Annotated in this window: 21 protein-coding genes; 10 read left to right on the top strand and 11 right to left on the bottom strand. The window is 70.9% G+C overall.

All coding sequences use genetic code 11. The annotated features are described in order from the left end of the window. Positions 1–10: 10 nt before the first annotated feature. Positions 11–349, bottom strand: coding sequence for a YnfA family protein (locus tag ACFYW8_RS29610; RefSeq protein WP_389083250.1), 339 nt, complete (start codon positions 347–349; stop codon positions 11–13). Positions 350–698: 349 nt separating this feature from the next. On the opposite strand from ACFYW8_RS29610, the gene ACFYW8_RS29605 reads away from it, so the two are divergent. After that, positions 699–1,202, top strand: coding sequence for a MarR family transcriptional regulator (locus ACFYW8_RS29605; RefSeq protein WP_365878244.1), 504 nt, complete (start codon positions 699–701; stop codon positions 1,200–1,202). Here the strand turns inward: ACFYW8_RS29605 and ACFYW8_RS29600 are convergent. After that, on the bottom strand, positions 1,175–1,588 hold the full coding sequence (locus tag ACFYW8_RS29600; RefSeq protein WP_389083243.1) for a winged helix-turn-helix transcriptional regulator: 414 nt from the start codon (positions 1,586–1,588) through the stop codon (positions 1,175–1,177). The two genes, ACFYW8_RS29605 and ACFYW8_RS29600, sit on opposite strands and share 28 nt — an antisense overlap. 122 nt (positions 1,589–1,710) lie before the next feature. On the opposite strand from ACFYW8_RS29600, the gene ACFYW8_RS29595 reads away from it, so the two are divergent. Then, the gene (locus ACFYW8_RS29595; RefSeq protein ID WP_389083239.1) at positions 1,711–2,601 is read left to right on the top strand and encodes a zinc-binding dehydrogenase; all 891 of its coding nucleotides are present in this window, start codon (positions 1,711–1,713) and stop codon (positions 2,599–2,601) included. A 14-nt stretch (positions 2,602–2,615) separates the two neighbouring features. On the opposite strand, the gene ACFYW8_RS29590 is transcribed toward ACFYW8_RS29595, so the two are convergent. After that, positions 2,616–4,034, bottom strand: a complete 1,419-nt coding sequence (locus tag ACFYW8_RS29590) for an MFS transporter (protein WP_389083235.1) — start codon at positions 4,032–4,034, stop codon at positions 2,616–2,618. 209 nt (positions 4,035–4,243) lie between these two features. Between ACFYW8_RS29590 and ACFYW8_RS29585 the strand changes: the two genes are divergently transcribed. Both ACFYW8_RS29585 and ACFYW8_RS29580 read left to right on the top strand, forming a co-directional pair. Further along, positions 4,244–5,335, top strand: coding sequence for an LLM class flavin-dependent oxidoreductase (locus ACFYW8_RS29585; RefSeq protein ID WP_365878240.1), 1,092 nt, complete (start codon positions 4,244–4,246; stop codon positions 5,333–5,335). Then, complete coding sequence (locus ACFYW8_RS29580; protein ID WP_389083227.1) at positions 5,332–6,018, top strand: FMN reductase; 687 nt, start codon at positions 5,332–5,334, stop codon at positions 6,016–6,018. Before ACFYW8_RS29585 ends, ACFYW8_RS29580 begins: the two co-directional genes overlap by 4 nt. Positions 6,019–6,172: 154 nt before the next feature. Here the strand turns inward: ACFYW8_RS29580 and ACFYW8_RS29575 are convergent, their stop codons facing one another. From ACFYW8_RS29575 to ACFYW8_RS29545, 7 genes are all read right to left on the bottom strand, one after another. After that, positions 6,173–7,630 carry an ATP-binding protein gene (locus ACFYW8_RS29575; RefSeq protein ID WP_389083223.1) on the bottom strand — a complete coding sequence of 486 codons (1,458 nt, stop codon included), beginning with the start codon at positions 7,628–7,630 and terminating at the stop codon, positions 6,173–6,175. Continuing rightward, complete coding sequence (locus ACFYW8_RS29570; RefSeq protein WP_389083218.1) at positions 7,631–8,353, bottom strand: response regulator transcription factor; 723 nt, start codon at positions 8,351–8,353, stop codon at positions 7,631–7,633. It lies immediately after the preceding gene. Between the two features lie 140 nt (positions 8,354–8,493). After that, complete coding sequence (locus ACFYW8_RS29565; RefSeq protein ID WP_389083213.1) at positions 8,494–10,452, bottom strand: amino acid transporter; 1,959 nt, start codon at positions 10,450–10,452, stop codon at positions 8,494–8,496. A 352-nt stretch (positions 10,453–10,804) separates the two neighbouring features. Beyond that, positions 10,805–12,784 (bottom strand): APC family permease, encoded by a 1,980-nt coding sequence (locus ACFYW8_RS29560; protein WP_389083414.1) that lies wholly within the window; start codon positions 12,782–12,784, stop codon positions 10,805–10,807. Between the two features lie 93 nt (positions 12,785–12,877). After that, complete coding sequence (locus tag ACFYW8_RS29555) at positions 12,878–13,429, bottom strand: hypothetical protein (protein WP_365878228.1); 552 nt, start codon at positions 13,427–13,429, stop codon at positions 12,878–12,880. Positions 13,430–13,630: 201 nt separating this feature from the next. Continuing rightward, on the bottom strand, positions 13,631–14,329 hold the full coding sequence (locus tag ACFYW8_RS29550; RefSeq protein WP_365878226.1) for a class F sortase: 699 nt from the start codon (positions 14,327–14,329) through the stop codon (positions 13,631–13,633). A 288-nt stretch (positions 14,330–14,617) separates the two neighbouring features. Continuing rightward, the gene (locus ACFYW8_RS29545; protein WP_365878225.1) at positions 14,618–15,265 is read right to left on the bottom strand and encodes a hypothetical protein; all 648 of its coding nucleotides are present in this window, start codon (positions 15,263–15,265) and stop codon (positions 14,618–14,620) included. Between the two features lie 550 nt (positions 15,266–15,815). On the opposite strand from ACFYW8_RS29545, the gene ACFYW8_RS29540 reads away from it, so the two are divergent. After that, positions 15,816–16,550: an SDR family NAD(P)-dependent oxidoreductase gene (locus tag ACFYW8_RS29540; protein WP_389083200.1), complete on the top strand. Its 735-nt coding sequence runs from the start codon at positions 15,816–15,818 to the stop codon at positions 16,548–16,550. Between the two features lie 135 nt (positions 16,551–16,685). Here the strand turns inward: ACFYW8_RS29540 and ACFYW8_RS29535 are convergent, their stop codons facing one another. Next, on the bottom strand, positions 16,686–17,123 hold the full coding sequence (locus ACFYW8_RS29535; protein WP_003974483.1) for a hypothetical protein: 438 nt from the start codon (positions 17,121–17,123) through the stop codon (positions 16,686–16,688). A gap of 580 nt (positions 17,124–17,703) precedes the next feature. Here ACFYW8_RS29535 and hemL point away from each other — a divergent pair. The 5 genes from hemL to ACFYW8_RS29510 all read left to right on the top strand — a co-directional run bounded on the left by hemL (position 17,704) and on the right by ACFYW8_RS29510 (position 22,613). Beyond that, positions 17,704–19,020 carry a glutamate-1-semialdehyde 2,1-aminomutase gene (hemL, locus tag ACFYW8_RS29530; RefSeq protein WP_389083195.1) on the top strand — a complete coding sequence of 439 codons (1,317 nt, stop codon included), beginning with the start codon at positions 17,704–17,706 and terminating at the stop codon, positions 19,018–19,020. Further along, the gene (locus ACFYW8_RS29525) at positions 19,017–19,727 is read left to right on the top strand and encodes a histidine phosphatase family protein (protein WP_389083191.1); all 711 of its coding nucleotides are present in this window, start codon (positions 19,017–19,019) and stop codon (positions 19,725–19,727) included. Before hemL ends, ACFYW8_RS29525 begins: the two co-directional genes overlap by 4 nt. A gap of 151 nt (positions 19,728–19,878) precedes the next feature. Continuing rightward, the gene (locus ACFYW8_RS29520) at positions 19,879–21,141 is read left to right on the top strand and encodes a hypothetical protein (RefSeq protein ID WP_365878217.1); all 1,263 of its coding nucleotides are present in this window, start codon (positions 19,879–19,881) and stop codon (positions 21,139–21,141) included. Between the two features lie 66 nt (positions 21,142–21,207). After that, positions 21,208–21,825, top strand: coding sequence for a TlpA family protein disulfide reductase (locus ACFYW8_RS29515; RefSeq protein WP_389083185.1), 618 nt, complete (start codon positions 21,208–21,210; stop codon positions 21,823–21,825). 50 nt (positions 21,826–21,875) lie between these two features. Beyond that, entirely contained in the window at positions 21,876–22,613 is a 738-nt protein-coding gene (locus ACFYW8_RS29510) for a cytochrome c biogenesis protein CcdA (protein WP_365878273.1), read from the top strand.

The following is a 22,613-nucleotide window of genomic DNA, read 5'->3' as shown; positions in this document are numbered from 1 at the left end:
TAGGCGGGCGTCAGCCGCCGCCTCGGGGCGCGTACATGATCACGGCCGCTCCGGCCAGGCAGATCAGGGCGCCGGTGATGTCCCAGCGGTCGGGACGGTAGCCGTCCGCGACCACGCCCCAGGCGAGGGAGCCGGCCACGAAGACTCCGCCGTACGCGGCGAGGACGCGGCCGAACGCGGCGTCCGGCTGGAGGGTGGCGACGAAGCCGTACACGCCGAGGGCCATCACGCCTGCTCCGATCCAGAGCCAGCCGCGGTGCTCGCGTACGCCCTGCCAGACCAGCCAGGCGCCGCCGATCTCCAGGAGTGCGGCCAGGACGAACAGGAGAGCGGAGCGGGCGATCAGCATGCGGTCACTGTGTCAGGACGCGGTTCGGGCTGGTGGGTGGGTCGGGGCCGCGCCGGTACGTCCGCCCGCATCCGAACGGATCTCGGCAGCGTTTCGAGGTGCGGGCGGGTGCTGATCCGTCCGGCCTGCGGGCATTCGATGTACCGGCACGTCCCCTTCCGTGCGTACCCGGCTGCGGGTGCGGGATCCAGCCCCTACGGCGTTTGAGGAGCGGGGTCCGGGCGGAGCCCCAGGGGTGGGAAGGGGAGGGGCGGAGGAGGCGAAAGAACGCTGGTGGGGTGCGGCGCCGGTTCGGGGGGTGCGGGGCGTGCGGCGTACGATTTTGGCTGGGCTGGTGGAAGGGGGCCGTATGGCCACGGCTGGGGAAGCGCGGGAGCGGCTGCTCGGGGAGCTGGCGGTCGTGTCGCGGCGGTACATGGCCTCGTACGCGCTGTTCAACCAGGCCCTCGCCGACCACGTCGGGCTGCATCCGACGGATGTGCAGTGTGTGAATCTGCTCAGCCTGGAGGCGGGGCCGGTGACCACCGGGCGGATCGCCGAGATGACGGGGCTGACGACCGGGTCCGCCACGCGGCTCGTGGACCGGCTGGAGAAGGCCGGCTATGTCGTGCGGGAGCGCGATGTGGTCGACCGGCGGCGGGTGCTGGTGGCGACCGTGCCGGAGAAGATCGCCGAGTTCGGGCGCATGTGGGAGCGGCTGGGCGGTGGTTGGTACGCCCTGTTCGACGGGCTCGACGACGCCGAGGTCGCGCTGATCATCGGGCACATGCGGCGCACTGTCGACTTCAGCGCCGAACAGGTCGCGCGACTGCGGTCCGGGGACCTTCAGGCGGACTCGGACGAGGCGTCGTAGCGCTCGCGGGACTCGACGACCTCCTCGATGTGGTGTTCCGCCCAGTCCTTGACGGCGGTGAGCAGACCGCTCAGGTTCGCGCCCAGCGGCGTGAGTTCGTAGTCGACGCGGACCGGGACGGACGGGGTGACCGTGCGGGAGACGATGCCGTCGCGCTCCAGTGAACGCAGGGTCTGCGTCAGCATCTTCGGGCTGACGCCGGGGATCCTGCGGCCGAGGTCGCTGTAGCGCATCGGTCCGCCGGCCTCGGCGAGCGCGCTCACGATCAGGCTGACCCATTTGTCGCTGATGCGGTCCAGGAGCTGGTTGGTGGGGCAGCTCTTGAGGAACGCGTCGTACTCGACGCGGGCCTGGTGGCGCCGCTGGGCCGCTGTCGTGGTCGCCATGACGCACCTCCGGGATACGTACGCACCTTCAGGTGCCTACTTACCTTTGGATAGTAACTCTTCCTAGGGTTGTTGCAGCGGGAAAGATACCCGTGGACGACCTACTGATGGGGTGAGCTGGGATGCGTGCAGCGGTTGTGACGTCGTTCGGCGGTCCGGAAGCCGTCGAGATCGTCGAGGTCGCCGTGCCGGAGCCGGGGGCCCGGCAGGTGCGGATCAAGGTGGCGGCGGCGGGGGTCAATCCCGTGGACGCCGGGGTGCGTGCCGGTGTCTTCGGGAACACGGGGAAGCGACTGGGGCTCGGCTGGGACGTGGCCGGCGTCGTGGACGCGGTCGGGGCCGCCTCGGGGTGGAGCGTGGGCGACGAGGTGGTGGCGCTGGCGTACGGGCCGGTCAAGCCCCTCGGTACGCACGCCGATCATGTGGTGGTCGACGCCGACGCGGTGGCCGCGGCGCCTCGCTCGGTCGACGCGGTTCACGCGGCGAGCCTGCCGCTCAACGCCCTGGCGGCCGCCCAGGCCCTGGACGGGCTGGCCCTGGAGCCGGGGCAGAACCTGCTGGTCACCGGGGCCGCGGGGGCGGTCGGCGGGTACGCCGTGCAGCTCGCCTCCCGGCTCGGGGTGAGCGTGACCGCGCTGGCCAGGGAGGGCGACGAGGAGTTCGTGCGGTCCCTGGGGGCGGACCGGTTCGTGTCGGACGGGGTGGCTCCGGGGAGCGTGGACGCGGTGCTGGACGCGGCGATCCTGGGCGCGGACGCGCTGGAGTGGGTGCGGGACGGGGGCGCCTTCATGGGGGTCATCCCGGGGGCCCACCCGGCGTCCGTGCGCGGGGTGCGGACCGGCTCCCTGGAGGTCGCCGCCGACGGGGCCCGGCTCGCGGAGCTGGTGGCGCTCGTCGACGAGGGCGTGCTGACGACCCGGGTCGCCGGGACGTACGCGCTGGACGAGTCCGTCAAGGCGCACGCGCGGCTCGCGGAGGGCGGGCTGCGGGGCCGGCTGGTCCTCGTTCCCTAGCGGGCCCCGCAGTCCTAATGGTGCTGCTCCGGCGCCTTGAGCGGCAGCAGGCGTACGAGGGGGCAGCACAGGAGGGTGATGGCGGCCACGACGGCGAGGCTCACGGTGGTGGCGTGGGTCTCGCCGCCGCCGGTGTGGAAGTAGACGGTGGTGACGGAGGCGGCTCCGATCGCGTTGGCGAGCTGCTGGACCGCGCCGAGCGAGCCGCCCGCGCTGCCGGCCTCCTCGGGTGCGATGTCGCCGATGGTGACGTCGTAGAGCGAGCCGAAGCAGGCGCCCATGCCGAGGCCGATGACGAGCAGCGGGGGGACCAGGGCCCAGCTTCCGGTGTCCGTGCCCAGGACGGCGACCAGGGTGAGGAGATGGGCCGTTCCGGCGAGCGTGACGAGGAAGCCGATGAGGACGAGGCGGCGGCCCAGGCGGCCGATCAGGCGGTAGCAGGCGATCGAGGCGACGACGATGCCCGCCGACAGGGGCATCAGGGCGAGCGCGGCGGCAGCGGGGGAGCGGCCGAGGCCCTGCTGGAGGAAGAGGGAGACGACGTAGAGGAGGCCGGCGACCGCGGCGAAGAAGACGACGCCGATGACCAGCCCCGAGGTGAAGCCGCGGTTGTGCAGGAGGGAGGGCCGGATCAGGGGGTCGGGCGCGGTGCGCTGCCGGTGGCAGAAGGCCGCGAAGAGCGCGAGGCCGGCGGCCAGGGCGAGGACGGGGAGCGTGCTCCAGCCGTGGGCCGCACCCTCGATGAGGCCGGTGAGCAGGGCGAGCATGGTGGCGCCGAGGAGGGCGGAACCGGGGATGTCGACGGTGGTCGTCCGGTCGCCGGTGTCGTGGGGGAGCAGGCGGGCGGCGGCGAGGAGCGCGGCACCGCCGAGGGCGATGTTGATGAGGAACATCGGGCGCCAGCCGAGGCCGCCGAGGTCGGCGTCGACGATGAGTCCGGCGAGGATCGGGCCGCCGACGGCGGACAGGCCCATCACCGGTCCGAACAGGCTGTACGCCTTGCCGATCTGGTTCCGGGGCCAGGTCGCGCCGAGGATGCCGAAGCCCTGCGGGATGACGAGCGCGCCGAAGGCGCCCTGGGCGAGGCGGGCGGTGACGAGGGTTCCCGGTGTCGGGGCGAGGCCGCAGGCGAGGGAGGCGGCGGTGAAGCCGGCGAGGCCGGTCAGGAACAGCCGGCGGCGGCCGTACTTGTCGCCGAGCCGCCCGCCGAGGACGAGCAGGACGCCGAGCGCGAGGGCGTAGGACGCGCCGAGCCACTGGACGAGGGCGGTGCCGCCGCCGAGGTCGTGGGTGATGGTCGGGGCGGCGATGTTCGTGATGGTGCCGTCGAGGAGGTCCAGGACGTCGGCGGCGAGGACGACGCCGAGGATCGCCCAGCGAGTGCGGGCGGGAGGGTGTCGCGTTTCATATGTGTCATGCAGTGTCTGTGTCACGCAGATAAATGTCGGGCATGAGACGGGGTGCGGTCAAGTGGGATTTCCCGACGCGGACCGTCGTGCCCTCGGCCCGGGTGTGGGGTCACGGCGCGGGGCGGCCGTGAGGGGATCGCGGGGCGGGGGTGCTGACGGCCGCGGAATACCTCGGGCGGCGTGACCGTTGGGGGGTGTGGTTGAATAATCAACAACTTGGAGGGTGAGCGACCATGCAGTTCGGGATCTTCAGCGTCGGCGATGTGACTCCGGACCCGACCACGGGCCGGGAGCCGAGCGAGCACGAGCGCATCAAGGCCATGGTCGCCATCGCGCTGAAGGCCGAGGAGGTCGGCCTCGACGTCTTCGCGACCGGCGAGCACCACAACCCGCCGTTCGTGCCGTCGTCCCCGACCACCATGCTCGGCTACATCGCGGCGCGCACCGAGAAGCTGGTCCTGTCCACGTCCACGACGCTGATCACCACCAACGACCCGGTGAAGATCGCCGAGGACTTCGCGATGCTCCAGCATCTCGCGGACGGCCGGGTCGACCTGATGATGGGCCGCGGCAACACCGGGCCCGTCTACCCGTGGTTCGGGCAGGACATCCGGCAGGGCATCAACCTCGCCGTCGAGAACTACGCGCTGCTGCACCGCCTGTGGCGCGAGGACGTGGTGACGTGGGAGGGCAAGTTCCGTACGCCGCTCCAGTCGTTCACGTCGACGCCGCGCCCGCTGGACGGTGTCGCGCCGTTCGTCTGGCACGGCTCGATCCGCTCGCCGGAGATCGCCGAGCAGGCCGCGTACTACGGCGACGGCTTCTTTCACAACAACATCTTCTGGCCCGCCGACCACACCAGGAAGATGGTCGAGCTCTACCGCGAGCGGTACGCGCACTACGGGCACGGCACGGCCGAGCAGGCGATCGTCGGCCTCGGCGGCCAGGTCTTCATGCGACCCAACTCGCAGGACGCCGTAAGGGAGTTCAGGCCGTACTTCGACAACGCGCCGGTCTACGGACACGGGCCGTCGCTGGAGGACTTCACCGAACAGACCCCGCTGACCGTCGGTTCGCCGCAGCAGGTCATCGAGAAGACGCTGGCGTTCCGCGAGTACGCCGGTGACTACCAGCGCCAGCTGTTCCTGATGGACCACGCGGGGCTGCCGCTCAAGACCGTCCTTGAGCAGCTCGACCTGCTCGGTGAGCAGGTCGTGCCGGTGCTGCGCGAGGAGTTCGCCAAGGGGCGGCCGGCCGAGGTGCCGGACGCGCCGACCCACGCGGCCCGGGTGGCCGCCGCCAAGGAAGAGGTGACCGCGGTATGAGGCTCGTCGTCGTCTCGGCGGGACTGAGCGTTCCGTCGTCCACGCGGCTGCTGGCCGACCGGCTGGCGGCGGCGACCGCCGGCCGGGCTCCCGGCACGGTGGACCTGCGGGTCGTCGAACTGCGTGACCTCGCCGTCGAGATCGCCCACAACTTCACCAACGGGTTCCCCGGCCGGGCGCTGTCCGCCGCGATCGACGACGTGACCTCCGCGGACGGGCTGATCGTCGTCACTCCGGTGTTCTCCGCGTCGTACAGCGGGCTGTTCAAGTCCTTCTTCGACGTGCTCGACAAGGACGCGCTGGCGGGCAAGCCCGTGCTGATCGCGGCGACCGGGGGGACCGGGCGGCACTCGCTGGTCCTCGAACACGCGCTGCGTCCGCTGTTCGCGTATCTGCGGGCCGTGGTCGTGCCGACCGGGGTGTACGCGGCGTCGGAGGACTGGGGGGCGGAGGGGCTCGCCGAGCGGGTCGAGCGGGCGGCGGGGGAGTTGGCGTCCCTGATGGCCGCCCTCTCCGGTCCCTCGCCGTCCGGTTCCCCGGCCTCGGCCCAGGTCCCGGCTGCGACCTCGGCTCCGGCCCGGGCGGCATCCGAGGCGGCCGTCCCTGCCCAGGGCGTGTCCGTTCGCGGGGACGGTTTCCAGGTGGTCCCGTTCGCGGAGCAGCTTGCGGCGCTGCGGGTGTAGGGGGTTTCTCGCCCCCGCCGCCCCTGCCCTTCCCGTACCTGGGGCTCCGCCCCGGATCCCGCTCCTCGAACGCCGGAGGGGCTGAATTCTGTCCCGCGGCCGGGAAGTCGCGGGAGGGGTTGCGCCCGACCCGCAACGCACCCGCAGAGCGTGCCTAGCTCTCCACCGTGAAGCCGATCACCGTGCCGCCGCCCTTTCGCGGGTAGGCGAACGGGGTGCCTCCGTGGGCCGTGGAGACCTCGCGGACGATCGACAGGCCGAGGCCCGAGCCGGGGAGACTGCGGGCGTCGGCGGCGCGGTAGAAGCGGTCGAAGACGCGTACGAGGTCGTCGTCGCCGATGCCGGGGCCGCGGTCGAGCACCTCGACGCGGACCGGACCGTGATGGGCGCCCGAGTCCGTGCCGACGCCAAAGTCGCCGGAGTGCCCGCCGCCGGACGGGGCGGGGCCCGTCACCACGACCTCGATTGGAGCCGTTCCGCCCCGGTCGAACTTGGTGGCGTTCTCCACGAGGTTGGAGACCGCGCGCTGCAGCGTGCTCGGGCGGCCGTCGACCTCGGTGTCGCCGGTGGCCCGGACGGTGACGTCCCGGCCGGTGCGGCGGCGCGCGACGATCGCGACGTCCTCGGCGAGTTCGGCGAGGTCGAGTCGCCGTACGGGCTCGGTGTCCGACTGTCCGGCCGCGAGGGCGACGAGCTCGTTGACCAGGTCGGTCAGCTCCCGGGACTCCAGGGCCAGGTCGGCGACGATCTCCTCACGGGCGTCGGGCGGCAGTTCGTCGATCCGGCGCAGCATGGAGATGTTCGTACGCAGGGAGGTCAGTGGCGTACGGAGTTCGTGTCCCGCGTCCTGGACCAGGCGGCGCTGGTCCTCCTCGGACTGGGCGAGGCGGCCGAGCATCCGGTCGAAGGACCGGCCGAGCCGGGCCACCTCGTCGTACCCGGTGACCGGCACCTGGATGCCGAGACGGCCGGTGCGCGCCACGTCCTCGGCGGCCCCGGCGAGCCGCACCAGCCGCCGGGTGATGCGCCGGGCCAGCCACCAGCCGAACAGTCCCGCCGCGATCACGACGGCCCCGACGAATACCAGGGTCCGCTGCTGGAGCTGCCGGAGCAGATCCTCCGTGTCGCTGAACTGCTGGGCGACCTGCACCGCGCCCCGTCCGCCGCCCAGCGAGACGGTCGCCAGCCGGTAGCGGTCGCCGGCGACGTCGACGTTCCTGTGCTGCTCCAGCTTGCCCGCCGTGCCGTCCTCGGCGACCGCCCGGTCGTGGCTGTTCACGGGCAGGGGCGGAACGCCGTGGTCGACGACCACGCCCTGGGGGCCGAGCACCTGAACGACGGTGCGGCTGGGCCGGATGATGTTGTTGAGGGGTCCGTCGTGGTCGGGGTCGGAGGAGGCGAAGTCGCTCGTGTGCAGTGAGTGTTCGCGTACCTGGTCGCGCAGGTCCTGCACCACTCCGGCGAACACCGTCTGCTGGTCGACCCGCACCAGCCGGGCGGCGGCGTCGTAGCTCAGGAACCCGACCAGGACCGTGACGGCGGCGGCGACGGCCGCGAAGGAGACGGTGAAGGTGGTCCGCAGGGAGGACACCTGCCGCAGCCGTCGTCGCACTCAGTCCTCCCTCAGGACGTACCCCACGCCCCGCACGGTGTGGATCAGCGCCGGTCCGCCCGGCACGTCGAGCTTGCGCCGCAGATAGCCCACGTAGACGGCGAGGTTCTTGGAGCCGGGGCCGAAGTCGTAGCCCCAGATCCGGTCGTAGATGGTGGAGTGGTCGAGGACGATGCCCGCGTTGCGGACGAGCAGTTCGAGGAGTTCGAACTCGGTCCGGGTCAGTTCGAGTTCGCGCCGTCCGCGCCAGGCCCGGCGCGCCTGGATGTCCATGCGCAGCCCGGCCGCGGAGATCTGCGCGCCGGACGTCTGGGGTTCCCGGGGCGCGGTCGCCGGTACGTCGTCGAAGGCGCCGCTCCCGGTGCGGCGCAGCAGGGCGCGCAGCCGGGCGAAGACCTCCTCGACGTCGAACGGCTTGACCACGTAGTCGTCGGCGCCCGCGTCGAGGCCGGCGATGCGGTCGGCGGTCTCGACGAGCGCGGTGAGCATCAGGATCGGGGTGCGGTCGCCCTCGGCGCGCAGGACGCGGCACACCTGGAGGCCGTCGATGCCGGGCATCATGACGTCGAGGACGAGGACGTCCGGCGGGGTGCGGTGGGCCTGGGCCAGCGCTTCCACCCCGTCGGCCACGGCCGTCACCTCGTAGCCCTCCAGTGTCAGCGCCCTTTCCAGGGCGTGGCGGATGGCGCGGTCGTCCTCGGCGAGCAGTACGTTCTGGGGCACCCGACCAGTCTGCCAAGCCGTGGGCGGCGTGCGACCTGATGGGCGGGTCCGCGAGCGGTCTTCTTACCGGCCTCTCACTCCTTCCCGGCGTGTCGGACTTGTCCGGAAAGATCCCTGTTATCCATCGGCCGGGGCCGGGTTCAGCCGACGTGCACCCGCGGCCGTCGTTCGCGGTCGGGCTCGGCCTCGCGCAGGACTTCCCGGGTGACGGGGGCGACCTCGCCCTGGCCGAAGAGGAAGAAGCGCAGGAAGTTGGTGAAGGGGTTGCCCTCGGTCCACTCGAAGTAGATGTGCGGGATGCGGCCCGTGGTGTCGCGGACGTGCAGCAGCAGGGCGGCGAGGGCGTTGGGGATGGAGGCGGACTCCAGGGTCAGGACTCGGTAGCGGCCGTGCAGCACTTCGCCGCGTACGTTCATGACCGACTCGAACTCGGAGGGGTCGCTCACGGTGACCTCCAGGAAGACGAAGTCCTCCTGGGGCGGGAGATCGTGGTCGGCGCGGATCTGCTCGATCTTCTCGCGGTACTCGGCTTTGTCGCGCTTGTCGGGCTCGTTGGCGACGAACCGGATCCGCCGGCTCGCGATGTCCCGTACGAACCGCTCGGCCATGTCGTCCATGGTCATGCCGGTGACCCGCAGCTCGAAGGCGCGGGCGAGCCGGGAGAGCAGGGAGACGAGGATGATGCCGGCGATGAAGCAGGCGCCGATCTTCACACCGTCGGGGCGCTCGATGACGTTGACGACGGTCGTGTAGAGGAAGACCACCGAGATGGCGGCGAAGCCGATGGTCCAGTGTTTCTGGCGGGCCTTGCGGGCGGCGATGGTGACGGCGATGGCGGCCGAGCTGATCAGGACGAGGACACCGGTCGCGTACGCGCCGCCCTGCGCGTCGACGTCGGCGTCGAAGATCCAGGTGACCAGGAAGGCGATCAGGGTGAAGACGATCACCATGGGGCGGACCGCGCGGGCCCAGTGCGGGGCCATGCCGTAACGCGGGAGGTAGCGCGGCATGAGGTTCAGGAGCCCGGCCATGGCGGAGGCGCCGGCGAACCACAGGATGCAGATCGTGGAGACGTCGTAGACCGTGCCGAAGGCGTTGCCGAGGTACTCGTGGGCCAGATAGGCGAGGGCGCGGCCGTTGGCCTGGCCGCCCGGCTGGAACTCCTTCGGCGGGATCAGCACGGTGGTGATGAAGCTGGTGACGATCAGGAAGACGCTCATGATCACGGCGGCGGTGGTCAGGAGCTTCTTGGCGCCGCGGATCCGTCCGGCCGGCTTCTCCTCGGTGTCGCTGGTCTCGCCCTCCACGTGCGGCATGACCGCGACACCGGTCTCGAAGCCGGACAGGCCGAGCGCGAGTTTCGGGAAGACCAGCAGGGACACCCCGATCATGGCCAGGACGTTCCCGTGTTCGGCGGTCAGCGCGGTGGTCCAGTCCGTGACGAGGTGCTCGTGGGTGATCACCTCCCAGAGTCCCGAGACGGCGACCACGACGTTGAGCGAGAGGTAGATGCCCACCAGCACCACCGCGACGCCGATCGCCTCCAGGAAGCCCTTGAGGAAGACCGCGCCCAGCAGGGCCACCAGGAACAGGGTGATCACCATCTGCTTGTCGTGCAGCGCGCTGTTCAGATGGGGGTTCTCCACCAGGTGGGTGGAGGCGTCGGCCGCCGAGAGGGTGATGGTGATCAGGAAGTCGGTGGCGGCGAAGCCCAGCAGGGTGAGGACGAACAGCTTGCCCTTCCAGAAGGAGAGCAGGCGTTCCAGCATCGCGATGGAGCCCTCGCCGTGCGGGCTCTCCTCCGCGACGCGGCGGTAGACGGGCAGTGCGCCCGCCAGGGTGACGATGACGAGCACGACGGTCGCCACGGGGGACAGCAGTCCGGCCGCGAGGGCGGCGATGCCCGGCTGGTAGCCGAGGGTGGAGAAGTAGTCGACGCCGGTCAGGCACATGACGCGCCACCAGCGCTGTCCCTTGTGCACGGGGGCGGGCTGGGCCGGGCCCGGCAGTTGGCGGCCCTTGGTCTTGCCCATGTCGGACAGGCCTTCCAGCATCCACGCCCGCAATCGGCTCGGCGGGGCGGGCTCGGTGCTGGCCATCGGTGACTCTCCTGACGTACGGCTCTTCGAACGGTTGTGGCCATCGAGGAGACGGCGCCCATCAGCGTATGCAGAGAGTGATCCCCGGGCCCACGCGTCAGGGGGGCCCAGGCGTCAAGCTTGCGTTAAGACCGCCTGGTCGCGCATCACGGGGGCGCCAAGAGGTGGAGTCGCGAACTCCGGTTCAGGTGTCGGCCGGCCTGGCCCCCTCCAGGTCCAGGGACCGCCGCAACCGCCTGCGGGCGGTGTCGCTGACGCGGTGCTCGTCGTCGGGGTCTGGAGTTCGGCGCCCTCGACGGCGATCAAGCCGCGGCGCGGCTGCCGGTGGACGACGTCGGCCGTCGAGGCGGTGTCAATGGTCCTGGCGCTGCCGCGGAGGCACCGGCGGCTCTCCCCGGCGGACGGATCCCGGGGCACGGGCCGCCGGCCGGTCGGCGTGGGCCGAGGAGGTGAGCTGCCAGGGCACGCTCGTGACCATCACGCCCGGGGTGAAGAGCAGCCGGTTCTTGAGCCACAGGGCGGACTGGTTGTGGAGGAGGTTCTCCCACCAGTGGCCGACGACGTACTCGGGGACGAAGACGGCGACGACGTCGCGGGGGCTCTCGCGGCGTACCGAGCGGACGTACCCGACGACCGGCTTGGTGATCTCGCGGTAGGGGGAGTCGACGATCTTCAGGGGTACGTCGATGCCGTACTCCTCCCAGCGCCCGCGCAGCTCGGCCGTCGCCTCCGGGTCGACGGAGACCGTCAGCGCCTCCAGCCGGTAGGGGTGGACGGCGTGCGCGTAGGCGAGGGCCCGCAGCGTCGGCTTGTGCAGCGTGGACACGAGCACGATCGCGAACACCCGGCTGGGCGGCACGAGTTCCTCGTGCGGGTCGGTCACCGCCAGCTCGGCCGCCGTGCTGTCGTAGTGACGTCTGATCGCGCGCATCGTCACCCACAGCACGCTCGCCGCGAGGACGGCCAGCCACGCGCCCTGGGTGAACTTGGTGGTCAGGACGATGAGGAGGACGAGTCCGGTGACGACCGAGCCCACCGCGTTGATCACGCGCGCGGTGTGGTGGCGGCGGCGCGCGGCGGCGTCGGGCTCGGCGCGCAGTTCGCGGTTCCAGTGCCGCACCATGCCGAGCTGGGAGAGCGTGAAGGAGGTGAACACGCCCAGGATGTAGAGGTGGATGAGGCTGGTGACGTTCGCCCGGTAGCCCCACAGCAGCAGGCCCGCGACGATCGCGAGGGCCAGGATGCCGTTGGAGAAGGCCAGCCGGTCCCCGCGGTTGTGCAACTGGCGCGGTAGATAGCGGTGTTGGGCGAGGATGGAGGACAGCAGCGGGAAGCCGTTGAAGGCCGTGTTCGCGGCCAGGATCAGGACGAGGGCCGTCACGGCCTGGATGAAGTAGAAGCCGAGGCTCCGCTCCCCGCCGAACACCGCCGCCGCGATCTGCGCGATGACCGTGCGCTGGGTGTAGGTGGCGCAGTCGCCGCCCAGCCCGGTGAGCCGGCAGGAGTCGTCGGTGATGTGCACCTTGGAGACCAGCGCCAGCGTGGTGACGCCGACGAACATGACGATCGCGAGGCCGCCCATCGCCGCCAGCGTGGTGGCCGCGTTGCGCGACTTGGGCCTGCGGAACGCCGGGACGCCGTTGGAGATCGCCTCCACGCCGGTCAGCGCCGTACAGCCGGAGGAGAACGCGCGCAGCACGAGCATCAGCAGGGCCAGGCCCGCGAGGTGCGCGTCGGCGGGGTCCGGCGTGACACCGTAGGCGGCGCTCTCGGCGACCGGCGGGTCCCCGAGGAGGTACCGGATCAGCCCGGTGACCACCATGATCAGGACGCCGCCGATGAACAGATAGGTCGGCGCGGCGAAGGCCCGTCCCGACTCGCGCACCCCCCGCAGATTGATGGCCGCCAGCAGCGCGACGAAGACCAGCGCCATCAGGACCCGCTGGTGGGCGAGGCCGGGGATCGCCGAGATGATGTTGTCGACGCCTGAGGCCACCGAGACGGCCACCGTCATGACGTAGTCGACCAGCAGCGACGCGGCGACGACCAGTCCGGCCGAGGGGCCCAGGTTCGTGGACGCGACCTCGAAGGAGCCGCCGCCGCTCGGATAGGCGTGCACCACCTGCCGGTACGACAGCACCACGACGGCCATCAGGGCCACCACCGCGCCCGCGATCCACGGCGTGAAGTGCAGATACGCCAGTCCGCCGAGGGTGAGGACGAGCAGGATCTCCTGCGTCGCGTACGCCACGGACGACAGCGGGTCGGAGGCGAAGATCGGCAGGGCCAGCCGTTTGGGCAGGAGCGTCTCGGTCAGTTCCTCGCTGCGCATCGCCCGGCCGATCACCAGGCGTTTGAGGATCCCCGTCACGTTGAGCACGGGCGGAGGGTAAGCCCGAGGAGGAAGGGCGGGCGGCCCCGACACTCAGTCCAGCCCCGACACCTTGAACACCGTCCGCGCCGTCTCACGGTCGATCCGCTCCGAGACGCGGCGCAGCGCCGTCTCCCCGCAGGTGAGGGAGCCGCGCAGCGCGGAGACCCGGGCGTCCTCGTCCAGGCGGTGCCACAGCTCCGGGCTGGCGACCAGCACACGCGGGTCGATCTCCAGGCGCGCGCCGGAGGTGTCGCGCAGCACGAGCCGCTGCCCTACGCCGTCCAGGCAGCGCACGGACACCAGACGGTCGGTCCGTACCCGCCGGGTGCCGAGCGGCCCGCGCGAGGTCAGCCAGCCCTCGCCCGCGGCGATCCGGGTGGGGCACAGGACGGCGAAGAGCAGCGCCGCGAGCGTGAACCACAGCAGGGCGCGCGGGGCGGTGAGGGTGCCGGCGGCGCCGTCGATCAGCAGCAGGAGGGCGAGGAGCGCGGCCGCGCAACGCAGCGAGCTGCGCAGGTCCCGGGCCCAGAGAAGGTCGTGCGCGACCTCCTCGGCCGGTGGGGGCACCTCGGCCGCTGCGCACGGATCGTCGCGGCGTTCCATACGTCCGACGGTAGTGAGCCGCGGGGCCGGATGCGGTGTGCCTTGACGGGTCTTTGATGGGCCGTGGTGTCAACGTTGCGTCAAGGAGGGGAGATCGGCGCGAGGATCCCGCGAGGTGTGGCCGCGCGGGTCCGGGGCCGGGGACGACCTGGGCGCGGCCGCACACCGCACCGCACCGCCCGCCGCACACCGCCCGCCGGGTCAGACGAGGTGGGCGAAGACCACCAGGTTGTCGGTGTAGTCCCTGACGGTGCGGTCGTAGGTGCCCGCGCAGGTGATGAGGCGGACCTCGGCGTCGGGTGTGTCGGCGTACACACGGTCGTCGGGGAACTCGTTCTTGGCGAAGGTCTCCGCGCTGTCGACGACGAAGGACGCTGTCCGTCCGTCGGACCGCTCGACACTGAACTTGTCGCCCCTCTTCAGCTCGCCGAGACCGGCGAACACGGCGGCGGAGGTCGTCGTGTCGACGTGCCCGGCGATGATCGCCGCACCCGTCTCACCGGGGGAGACACCCTTGGCGTACCAGCCGACCAGGTTCGTGTCGCTCGCTGGCGGGGGCTGGAGTTTGCCCGTGGCGTCGATGGCGAGTTCGGTGAAGGGCGCGTCCACCGAGATCTTGGGAATGAGCAGACGGGTCGGCTCGGCTCGCGGGAGATGCTTCCTGGCCGGGCGGTCGTTCGAGGGCGAGGCCGAGGACCCGGCCGAGTGCGAGGGCGCGGGGGCCGCGGCGGCCCGGGACGTGGGGGAGGGGCCGGACGGTTCGTCGTGGCGGTGGAGCAGATTCGTGGCCAGCAGGACCGCGATACCGGCGCACCACACGACCCACGTCGCACGACGCCGGGATCTCCGCTCGGGCGACGCGTACGGGGTCTCGGCAGGAGAGGACAACCGGGCTGCCATCGGGCACCACCTCATCGGGTCGGGGCAGCAGAGCGGACTGGGCGGAAGCATCAGGAGCATCGAGAGCGGCGAGAGCAGCAAAACAGAGCAGGGCCCGCAAGAGCAGAAGAAACGCGGCGGAAGCCAGGGCGGGACGAGCCGCAGGGGCGGCAGGAGCGACAGAAGACGGGTCGGCAACGGGTGTGGGAGCCGGGAGGGGGAGAGCGGGTCGGGGTGGGAGGGGGAGACCGGCCGGGCCGCCACGGGGTGGGTGGGTGGCGGCCCGGACCGCTATGTCGTCAGGCATGGTCAGGCCACACCGCCCTGCGCGCTTCTACGGCGCAGCATGTACACGCCCGCGGCTGCGAGGCCCAGGACCCCGATTCCGCCGGCCGTGACACCCGACGACGTGGCGAGACCGCCGCCGCCGGTGTGCATGCCGCCGTGGGGCTTGTCCTGGTCCTCCTTGCTGCTCGGGTCCCACGAGCCCTTGTCCTGCCCGGAGCCCCAGGATCCCTTGTCCTGCCCGGAGTCCCAGGAGCCGCTGCTGTCGGAGCTCGACGAGCCCTTGTCCTTGTAGGTCTCCGGGTCGTACCGCTTGTCGCCCTTGGACGAGTCGTCCGTCTTGACGGACATCAGCGCACCGCCACCGGTGTGCACGCCGCCTTCCGGCTTCTCGTGGCTCCAGGAACCCTTGCCGTGGTCGCTGTCCTTGTCGTGCTCCTTGCCGTATCCGGAGTCTTCCTTCTCCTTGCCGTATCCGGAGTCCTCCTGCTCCTTCCCGTATCCGGAGGACCCCTGCTCCTTGCTGGAGGAGGAGGAAGGGGAAGAGGAGGAGGACGAAGAGGAGTCGTCGTGGCCCCAGTCGCCGGCCGAGACGGCGTGGGCGCCGGGGGCGGCGATCGCGAGAGCGGCGGTGGCCGTCGCGGTGGCCAGGAGCATGCGGGCAGATCGCATTGTCGAGTCCTTCCGTCGGGATCGGGCAGCTGACCTCTTGTCAGCGGAAAAGAACCCGGCCCGACGTGATCCACCGTCAAGCCGAACTGCTCCGCGCACCACCTGGGAAGCGCACCCGGCCGCCGGCCGAGGCCCCGCCGGCCGGCCGCCCCGATGGCCGCCCGGCGCCGGACCGGCATCGCTGACCTGCTGATTCACCGCGCGAGCCCGATGGTTTTCGGTCCTGGGCGGCGCCTCGCGCATGACCCGATCGGCGGCGACTCGTCTGCCCGCCCTGATGCGTGGCAGGTACGGCTCGGCGTCAGATCCCGTTGCCCCAGCGGCTTTTGTCCTTTGTGGAGTCATGAAGACTTATGGGCGAGTCGTGTCCTCCGACGTCTCAAGGTGCCTGTAGGTTCACCCGCCGAGGCACCCGCCGAGGCACCCGCCCGGTCACCTTTCCCGGCTCCCCGGCTCCCCTGACCTCCGGCTCAGTCCTGACTCCGGCCTCGCTCCTGGCCCGGCCTCCCGCCTGGCACACTGATCGGCTGTGCGGGCGAGAGGGGCGATCATGAGTGACGGTCGGAAGATCACGGTGGTGACCGGCGGCAGCCGCGGTATCGGCGCCGCCGTGTGCCGGCGGCTGGCACTGGAGGGCCATGACGTCGTCATCGGCTACCGGTCCGATCGCGCGGCGGCCGAGACGGTGGCGGACGCCGTGGTGGACGCGGGCCGGCGCTGTCTGCCGGTGGCCGTGGACACCTCCGACCCGGCCGCGGTCGACGGGCTCTTCGACGCGGCGGCCGAACTCGGCCCGGTCACCGGCCTGGTGAACAACGCCGGTGTCAGCGGGCCCAACGGACCACTGGCCGAAGCCGACCCCGAGGGCATGCGGGACGCCCTCACGGTCAACGTCCTGGGCTATCTGCTCTGCGCGCGCCGCGCCGTACGGGAGATGGCGGCGTCCGGCGGGGGAGCGATCGTCAACATCTCGTCCGCCGCGGCGACCCTCGGCAGCCCCGGTCAGTACGTCCACTACGCCGCCTCCAAGGCGGCCGTCGACGCCCTGACCGTCGGCCTGTCCAAGGAGGTGGCCGCCGACGGGATCCGGGTGAACTGCGTCGCCCCCGGCACCGTCTGGACCGACTTCCACGAGGACCCGCAGCGCCCGGCCCGGGTGGCCGCCGTCGTCCCCATGGGCCGCGCGGGCAGGCCGGAGGAGATCTCCGGCGCGGTGGCCTGGCTCCTGTCGGACGACGCCTCGTACACGACGGGCGCGGTGCTCAGGGTCGCGGGCGGGATGTAGGAGCATCCGCCGGGGACCAGGGATGTGGCTCGACGCCGGTCACGGCCCTGCGGACCTGAGCGGAGCCCGAGCGAGCCCGAGCGTGATCCCGGGCCGGAGCCGGAGCCGACGCATGATCGGCTCAGTGCTCAGTGCTCAGGGCCACACCAGGCAATAAGGCTGATGCCCCGCCTCGTGCAGGCGGTGTGAGAAGTCCTGCCATTCGTGCAGCAGCTGGTAGACGTTGAAGGCGTCGCGCGGGCCGCCCCGGTCGGGGACGGTGGACCAGATGAAGGCCGCCGCTCCGACGGCCTCCTCGCCTATCCCGCGCAACGGGTCGACGACGGTCATCGGGAGCTTGACCACGGCGTAGTCGGGGTGCAGGACGACCAGTTCGAGCGGCGGCACCTTGTGCAGGGGAACGCCTTCTATGCCGGTGAGGACCATCGCGGCCATCGTCTCCGGCTTGATCTTGGTGAACATGCCGTTCATGCCCAGCTCGTCGCCGCCGAGTTCCTCGGGGCGCATCGAGATCGGGACCCGGGCCGCCGTCGCGCCGTCCGGCGCGCCGAAGTATTTGTACGTCACCCCCACCCGGCCACCATTCCCGCTCTCCGCCCGCAGTCGTTCGACCGCGCGATCGATCCGCTCGGGCTCGCTCTGCGAGCCCTGTGCCTGTCCCGCTCTCGTCCCGGCGGCTTCCTCCGCCTCGCGCCGGTGCTTCCCCCGCCGGGCACGCCGAGGGTTGAGGTCATCGGTCCCCTCGCCCAGTCCGCCACCGCGATGCATATCTCCACCCGACTGCTTTTCTAAGTCGCGAGACCCCCGCCACGCAACCCGATCATCGTGACAGTGACCTCCCCCACGGTCGCACGCCGAAACGTGCGCCGAAACACCTGTCCGCGGGATCTTCGCGGCCCCTGAACACAGTCGTTCATGTGAGCTGTCCGTTCGTAGCCCCAGTTTCGCAGATGGCCGGGGGAAGGAACCGGTTCGTCGTGCAGGGCTCCGTCACACCGGCTCCGCGATGGCCGGGATCATTCCTCTGTGGAGCCGTACGTCGGGCCGGGTTCATCCGTTCACGGTGCCCCGTTCTTCCCCTCACGGCTCCCCGTGGCCCCTGGCCTACCCTGAGAAGGTCACTAGCCCCCCGGAGTCGGAGACGTCGCAGGTCATGACCGAACTGCCTTATCCCTATGCAGCCCCAGCCTCGCAGTCGCTGTTCGACCGTGCGACGGCCGTCACGCCAGGTGGCGTGAATTCTCCGGTGCGCGCCTTCCGCGCCGTGGGCGGTACGCCCCGGTTCATGGTGTCCGGTGCCGGTCCGTACCTGACCGACGCCGACGGCCGCGAGTACGTCGACCTCGTCTGTTCCTGGGGTCCGATGATCCTCGGGCATTCCCACCCCGAGGTCATCGCCGCCGTTCAGGAGGCCGTCTCGCGCGGCACGTCCTTCGGCACGCCCGGTGAGGGGGAGGTCGCCCTCGCCGAGGAGATCGTCGCCCGCGTCGAGCCCGTCGAGCAGGTCCGGCTCGTCTCCAGTGGCACCGAGGCGACCATGTCGGCCATCCGGCTCGCCCGCGGGTTCACCCGGCGGACGAAGGTGATCAAGTTCGCCGGCTGCTACCACGGGCACGTCGACTCGCTGCTCGCCGCGGCGGGCAGCGGGCTGGCCACCTTCGCGCTGCCCGACACGCCCGGTGTCACCGGCGCCCAGGCCGCCGACACCATCGTGCTGCCCTACAACGATCTCGAAGCCGTGCAGGCCGCCTTCCACGCGCACCCCGGGGAGATCGCCTGTGTGATCACCGAGGCCTCGCCCGGAAACATGGGTGTGGTGCCTCCGGCGCCCGGCTTCAACCAGGGCCTCAAGGACGCCTGCGCGAAGAACGGCGCCCTCTTCGTCTCCGACGAGGTCATGACCGGCTTCCGCACCAGCAGGGCCGGGTGGTACGGGATCGACGGCGTGCGCCCCGACCTGATGACCTTCGGCAAGGTGATGGGCGGCGGCTTCCCGGCCGCCGCGTTCGGTGGCCGTGCGGACGTCATGGCGCACCTCGCGCCGGCCGGGCCGGTGTACCAGGCGGGCACGCTCTCGGGCAATCCCGTCGCGACCGCCGCCGGGCTCGCGCAGCTGCGGCTGCTCGACCAGGCCGCGTACGACAAGGTCGACGCCGTCTCGGAGCGGATCCGGACGCTGGTGACCGAGGCGCTCGCCAAGGAGGGTGTGACCCACCGCCTGCAGAGCGCCTCCAACATGTTCTCCGTCTTCTTCACGGGACGTGAGGTGCGCGACTACGAGGGCGCGAAGGCGCAGGAGTCCTTCCGCTACACCGCGTTCTTCCACTCGATGCTGGCGCAGGGCGTGTATCTGCCGCCGTCCTCGTTCGAGTCGTGGTTCGTGTCGACGGCCCATGACGAGAAGGCGGTTCAGCGGATCGCCGACGCCCTTCCGGCGGCGGCGCGGGCAGCGGCGGAGGCCACGGCATGAGCGAGACCATCGGTACGACCGGCAGCGCCGGCAGCGACGACATCACCGTCGTCCACCTGATGCGGCACGGCGAGGTCGCCAACCCGAACGGGGTGCTCTACGGGCGGCTGCCCGGGTACCACCTGTCCGAGCTCGGACGGCGGATGGCCGACCGGGTGGCCGAGCACCTCACCTCGCGCGATGTCACGCACGTCGTGGCCTCGCCGCTGGAGCGGGCGCAGGAGACGGCCACGCCGATCGCGAAGGCCCACGGGCTCGACCTGGCGACCGACGGGCGGCTCATCGAGGCCGACAACGTCTTCCAGGGCAAGACCTTCGGTGTCGGGGACGGCGCGCTGCGGCGACCGGAGAACTGGAAGCACCTCGTCAACCCGTTCAAGCCGTCCTGGGGCGAGCCTTACGTCGACCAGGTCGTCCGGATGATGGGGGCGCTGGACGCGGCCAAGGACGCGGCGCGCGGCCACGAGGCGGTGCTGGTGAGTCATCAGCTGCCGATCTGGATCGTGCGCAGCTACGCGGAGAAGCGGCGGCTGTGGCACGACCCGCGCAAGCGGCAGTGCACGCTGGCGTCCCTGACCACCTTCACCTACCGCGGCGACAAGATCGTGTCCGTGGGCTACACCGAGCCCGCGCGCGATCTGGTGCCGGCTCATCTCCTCGCGGGCGCCAAGCCGGTGAAGGGCAAGGACAAGGCGTTCGGGGCCTGACGGTCGAAAGCGAAGAGCCGGGCCAAATGGGCTTATCTTCGTAAAATCATATAAATCTTCGCGCGTTAAAGGGAACCCGCGACTTCATCGCGCCCTCTCATGGGATACAAGCTGAGAGTCAGCTGAGAGGGTGCGATGAAAAGAGGACCGTATGCGCGACGTCAGCCGAAGGGGAATGATCGGCCTCGGTGCGGGTGCGGCGACCGCGCTCGGACTCGCCGCGTGCGGCACCACCTCGGGCAAGGAAGCCAAGCGGCATCCTGCCCCTTCCGCCACGGGCGGCACCGGCCGGCCCGGCGCCCCGAAGAAGCCGGCCGCACGTCTCATCGGCGACGGCTCCACCGCCTACACCGGCAAGCAGCCGCGCCAGCCCCAGGCCCCGGTGCCGCTGGAACCCGGTGAGACCCCGCCGCAGTTCGTGGTCTTCTCCTGGGACGGCGCGGGAGAGGTCGGCACCGGTCTCTTCGACCGCTTCCTCCGGCTCGCCAAGGAGAACGACGCGCACATGACGTTCTTCCTCTCCGGGCTGTATCTGCTGCCCGAGTCGAAGAAGCGCGCGTACGACCCGCCCAACAACCCCCGCGGCGCCTCGGACATCGGCTACCTGAGCGACGAACACGTCCGGTCCACCCTGAAGCTGGTCCGTCAGGCCTGGCTCGACGGACACGAGATCGGCACCCACTTCAACGGCCACTTCTGCGGCGGCTCCGGCTCGGTCGGCAACTGGACGCCCCGGCAGTGGCGCAGCGAGATCGACCAGGCCAAGTCCTTCGTCACCGAGTGGCGCACCAACACGGGCTGGACCGACCTGCCCCCGCTGCCCTTCGACTACGAGAAGGAACTCATCGGCGCCCGCACCCCGTGCCTGCTCGGCCAGAACAACCTGCTGCCCGCCGCCAAGGAGCTCGGCTGGCGCTACGACGCCTCCTCGCCCGGCGGTGTCCAGCGCTGGCCGCAGAAGAAGGCGGGGCTGTGGGACCTGCCGCTGCAGGCGATGCCCTTCCCCGGTCACCGCTTCGAGGTCCTGTCGATGGACTACAACATCCTCGCCAACCAGTCCGTCAACTCCACCCGGGCGCCCTCGTACAACTACCCGGGCTGGCGCACCCAGGCGGCAGAGTCGTACGTATCGGGATTCAAGCGGGCGTACGAGACGAATCGGGCCCCCTTCTTCATCGGCAACCACTTCGAGGACTGGAACGGCGGCATCTACATGGACGCCGTGGAGCACGTGTTCACCCACGTCGCCCGGGAGAAGGAAAAGGGCTCCGACGTGCGCATGGTCTCCTTCCGTCAGTTCGTGGACTGGCTGGACGTGCAGCGGCCCGAGGTGCTGGCGAAGCTCCAGTCCATGGACGTGGCGGAGCAGCCGGACGGGGGCTGGCACTCCTTCCTCCGGGGGCAGGCCGCCTGAAATGCGGGTTTCCACCCGCAAGGGGGGTGCGGAAGATCCCCGAAACGGGCATGCGAAACTTTTCACATGAGTGCCGCCTGCCGCGCAGACCAGCGCCCGAACCGCACCCGCGCCGCCCTGTACACCGCAGGGGCCGCCGTCGCCGCGCTCGTCCTGTCCGCGTGCGGATCCGGCGGTACCTCCGGCGGCGCGGGCAACAGCAACTACGTCTCCGGCAAGGACGGCATCTCCACCGTCGCCCAGGGGTCCCGCGACACCGCGCCGGACCTCTCGGGCACGACCATCGACGGCAAGCAGCTCGACGTCGCGGACTACAAGGGCAAGGTCGTCGTCCTCAACATCTGGGGCTCCTGGTGCCCGCCGTGCCGCGCCGAGACTCCGAACCTGGTCAAGGTCGCCAAGGAGACCGCCGGGCAGGGCGTGCAGTTCGTCGGCATCAACACCCGTGACCCCAGCACCGACCTGGCCAAGGCCTTCGAGAAGCAGCAGGACGTCCCGTACCCCAGCCTGTACGACCCGACCGGCAGGCTGATGCTCCGTTTCAAGAAGGGCACGCTCAACCCGCAGACGATCCCCTCCACGCTCGTCATCGACCGGGACGGGAAGATCGCGGCCCGTACGCTGCAGGCGCTGAGCGAAGGCAAGCTGCACGAGATGCTCGACCCCATCCTCGCGGAGAAGTGACCGGCGTGTCCCTTCTCCTGTCGTCCGCGAACCTCGCCGCCCCGACCGGCATGAACACCACGGTCTACAGCGGCGCCCTGCTGCTCGCGCTGCCGATCGCCGTGCTCGGCGGGCTCGTCTCCTTCTTCTCGCCGTGCGTCCTGCCGCTCGTGCCCGGCTACCTGTCGTACGTCACCGGAGTGAGCGGTACGGATCTGGCGGAGGCCAGACGCGGTCGGATGGTCGCGGGGGCCAGCCTGTTCGTGCTGGGCTTCACCGCCGTGTTCGTCTCCGGCGGCGCGCTGTTCGGGTACTTCGGCTCGACGCTGCACGAGTACAACGGCACGCTCAGCAAGGTCCTCGGTGCCCTGATGATCGCGTTGGGTGTGTTCTTCATGGGGCTGATGCCCTGGCTCACCCAGCGCGAGTTCCGCTTCCACCGGCGGCCGGTGACAGGGCTCGCGGGCGCGCCGATACTGGGTGCGCTCTTCGGTATCGGCTGGACGCCGTGCCTGGGCCCGACACTCACCTCCGTCAACATGCTCTCCATGGACCAGGCGAGCGCCGGGCGCGGGGCCATACTGACCGTCGCCTACTGCCTCGGTCTGGGAGTGCCCTTCGTGCTCGCCGCGGTCGCCTTCCGCAAGGCGCTCGGGGCGTTCGGCTGGGTGAAGCGCCACTACACCTGGGTGATGCGGATCGGCGGCGGAATGATGATCGTGACCGGCCTGCTCCTGCTCACCGGTGCCTGGGACGGCATCGTGCAGCAGATGCAGACCTGGTCCGACGGCTTCACGGTAGGGATCTGA

Origin of the sequence: Streptomyces sp. NPDC002742 (assembly GCF_042888885.1) — a bacterium.
GTDB lineage: Bacteria > Actinomycetota > Actinomycetes > Streptomycetales > Streptomycetaceae > Streptomyces.
The sequence above is the reverse complement of the archived record's forward strand: the minus strand, read 5'-3'. Positions and strand labels throughout refer to the sequence as shown.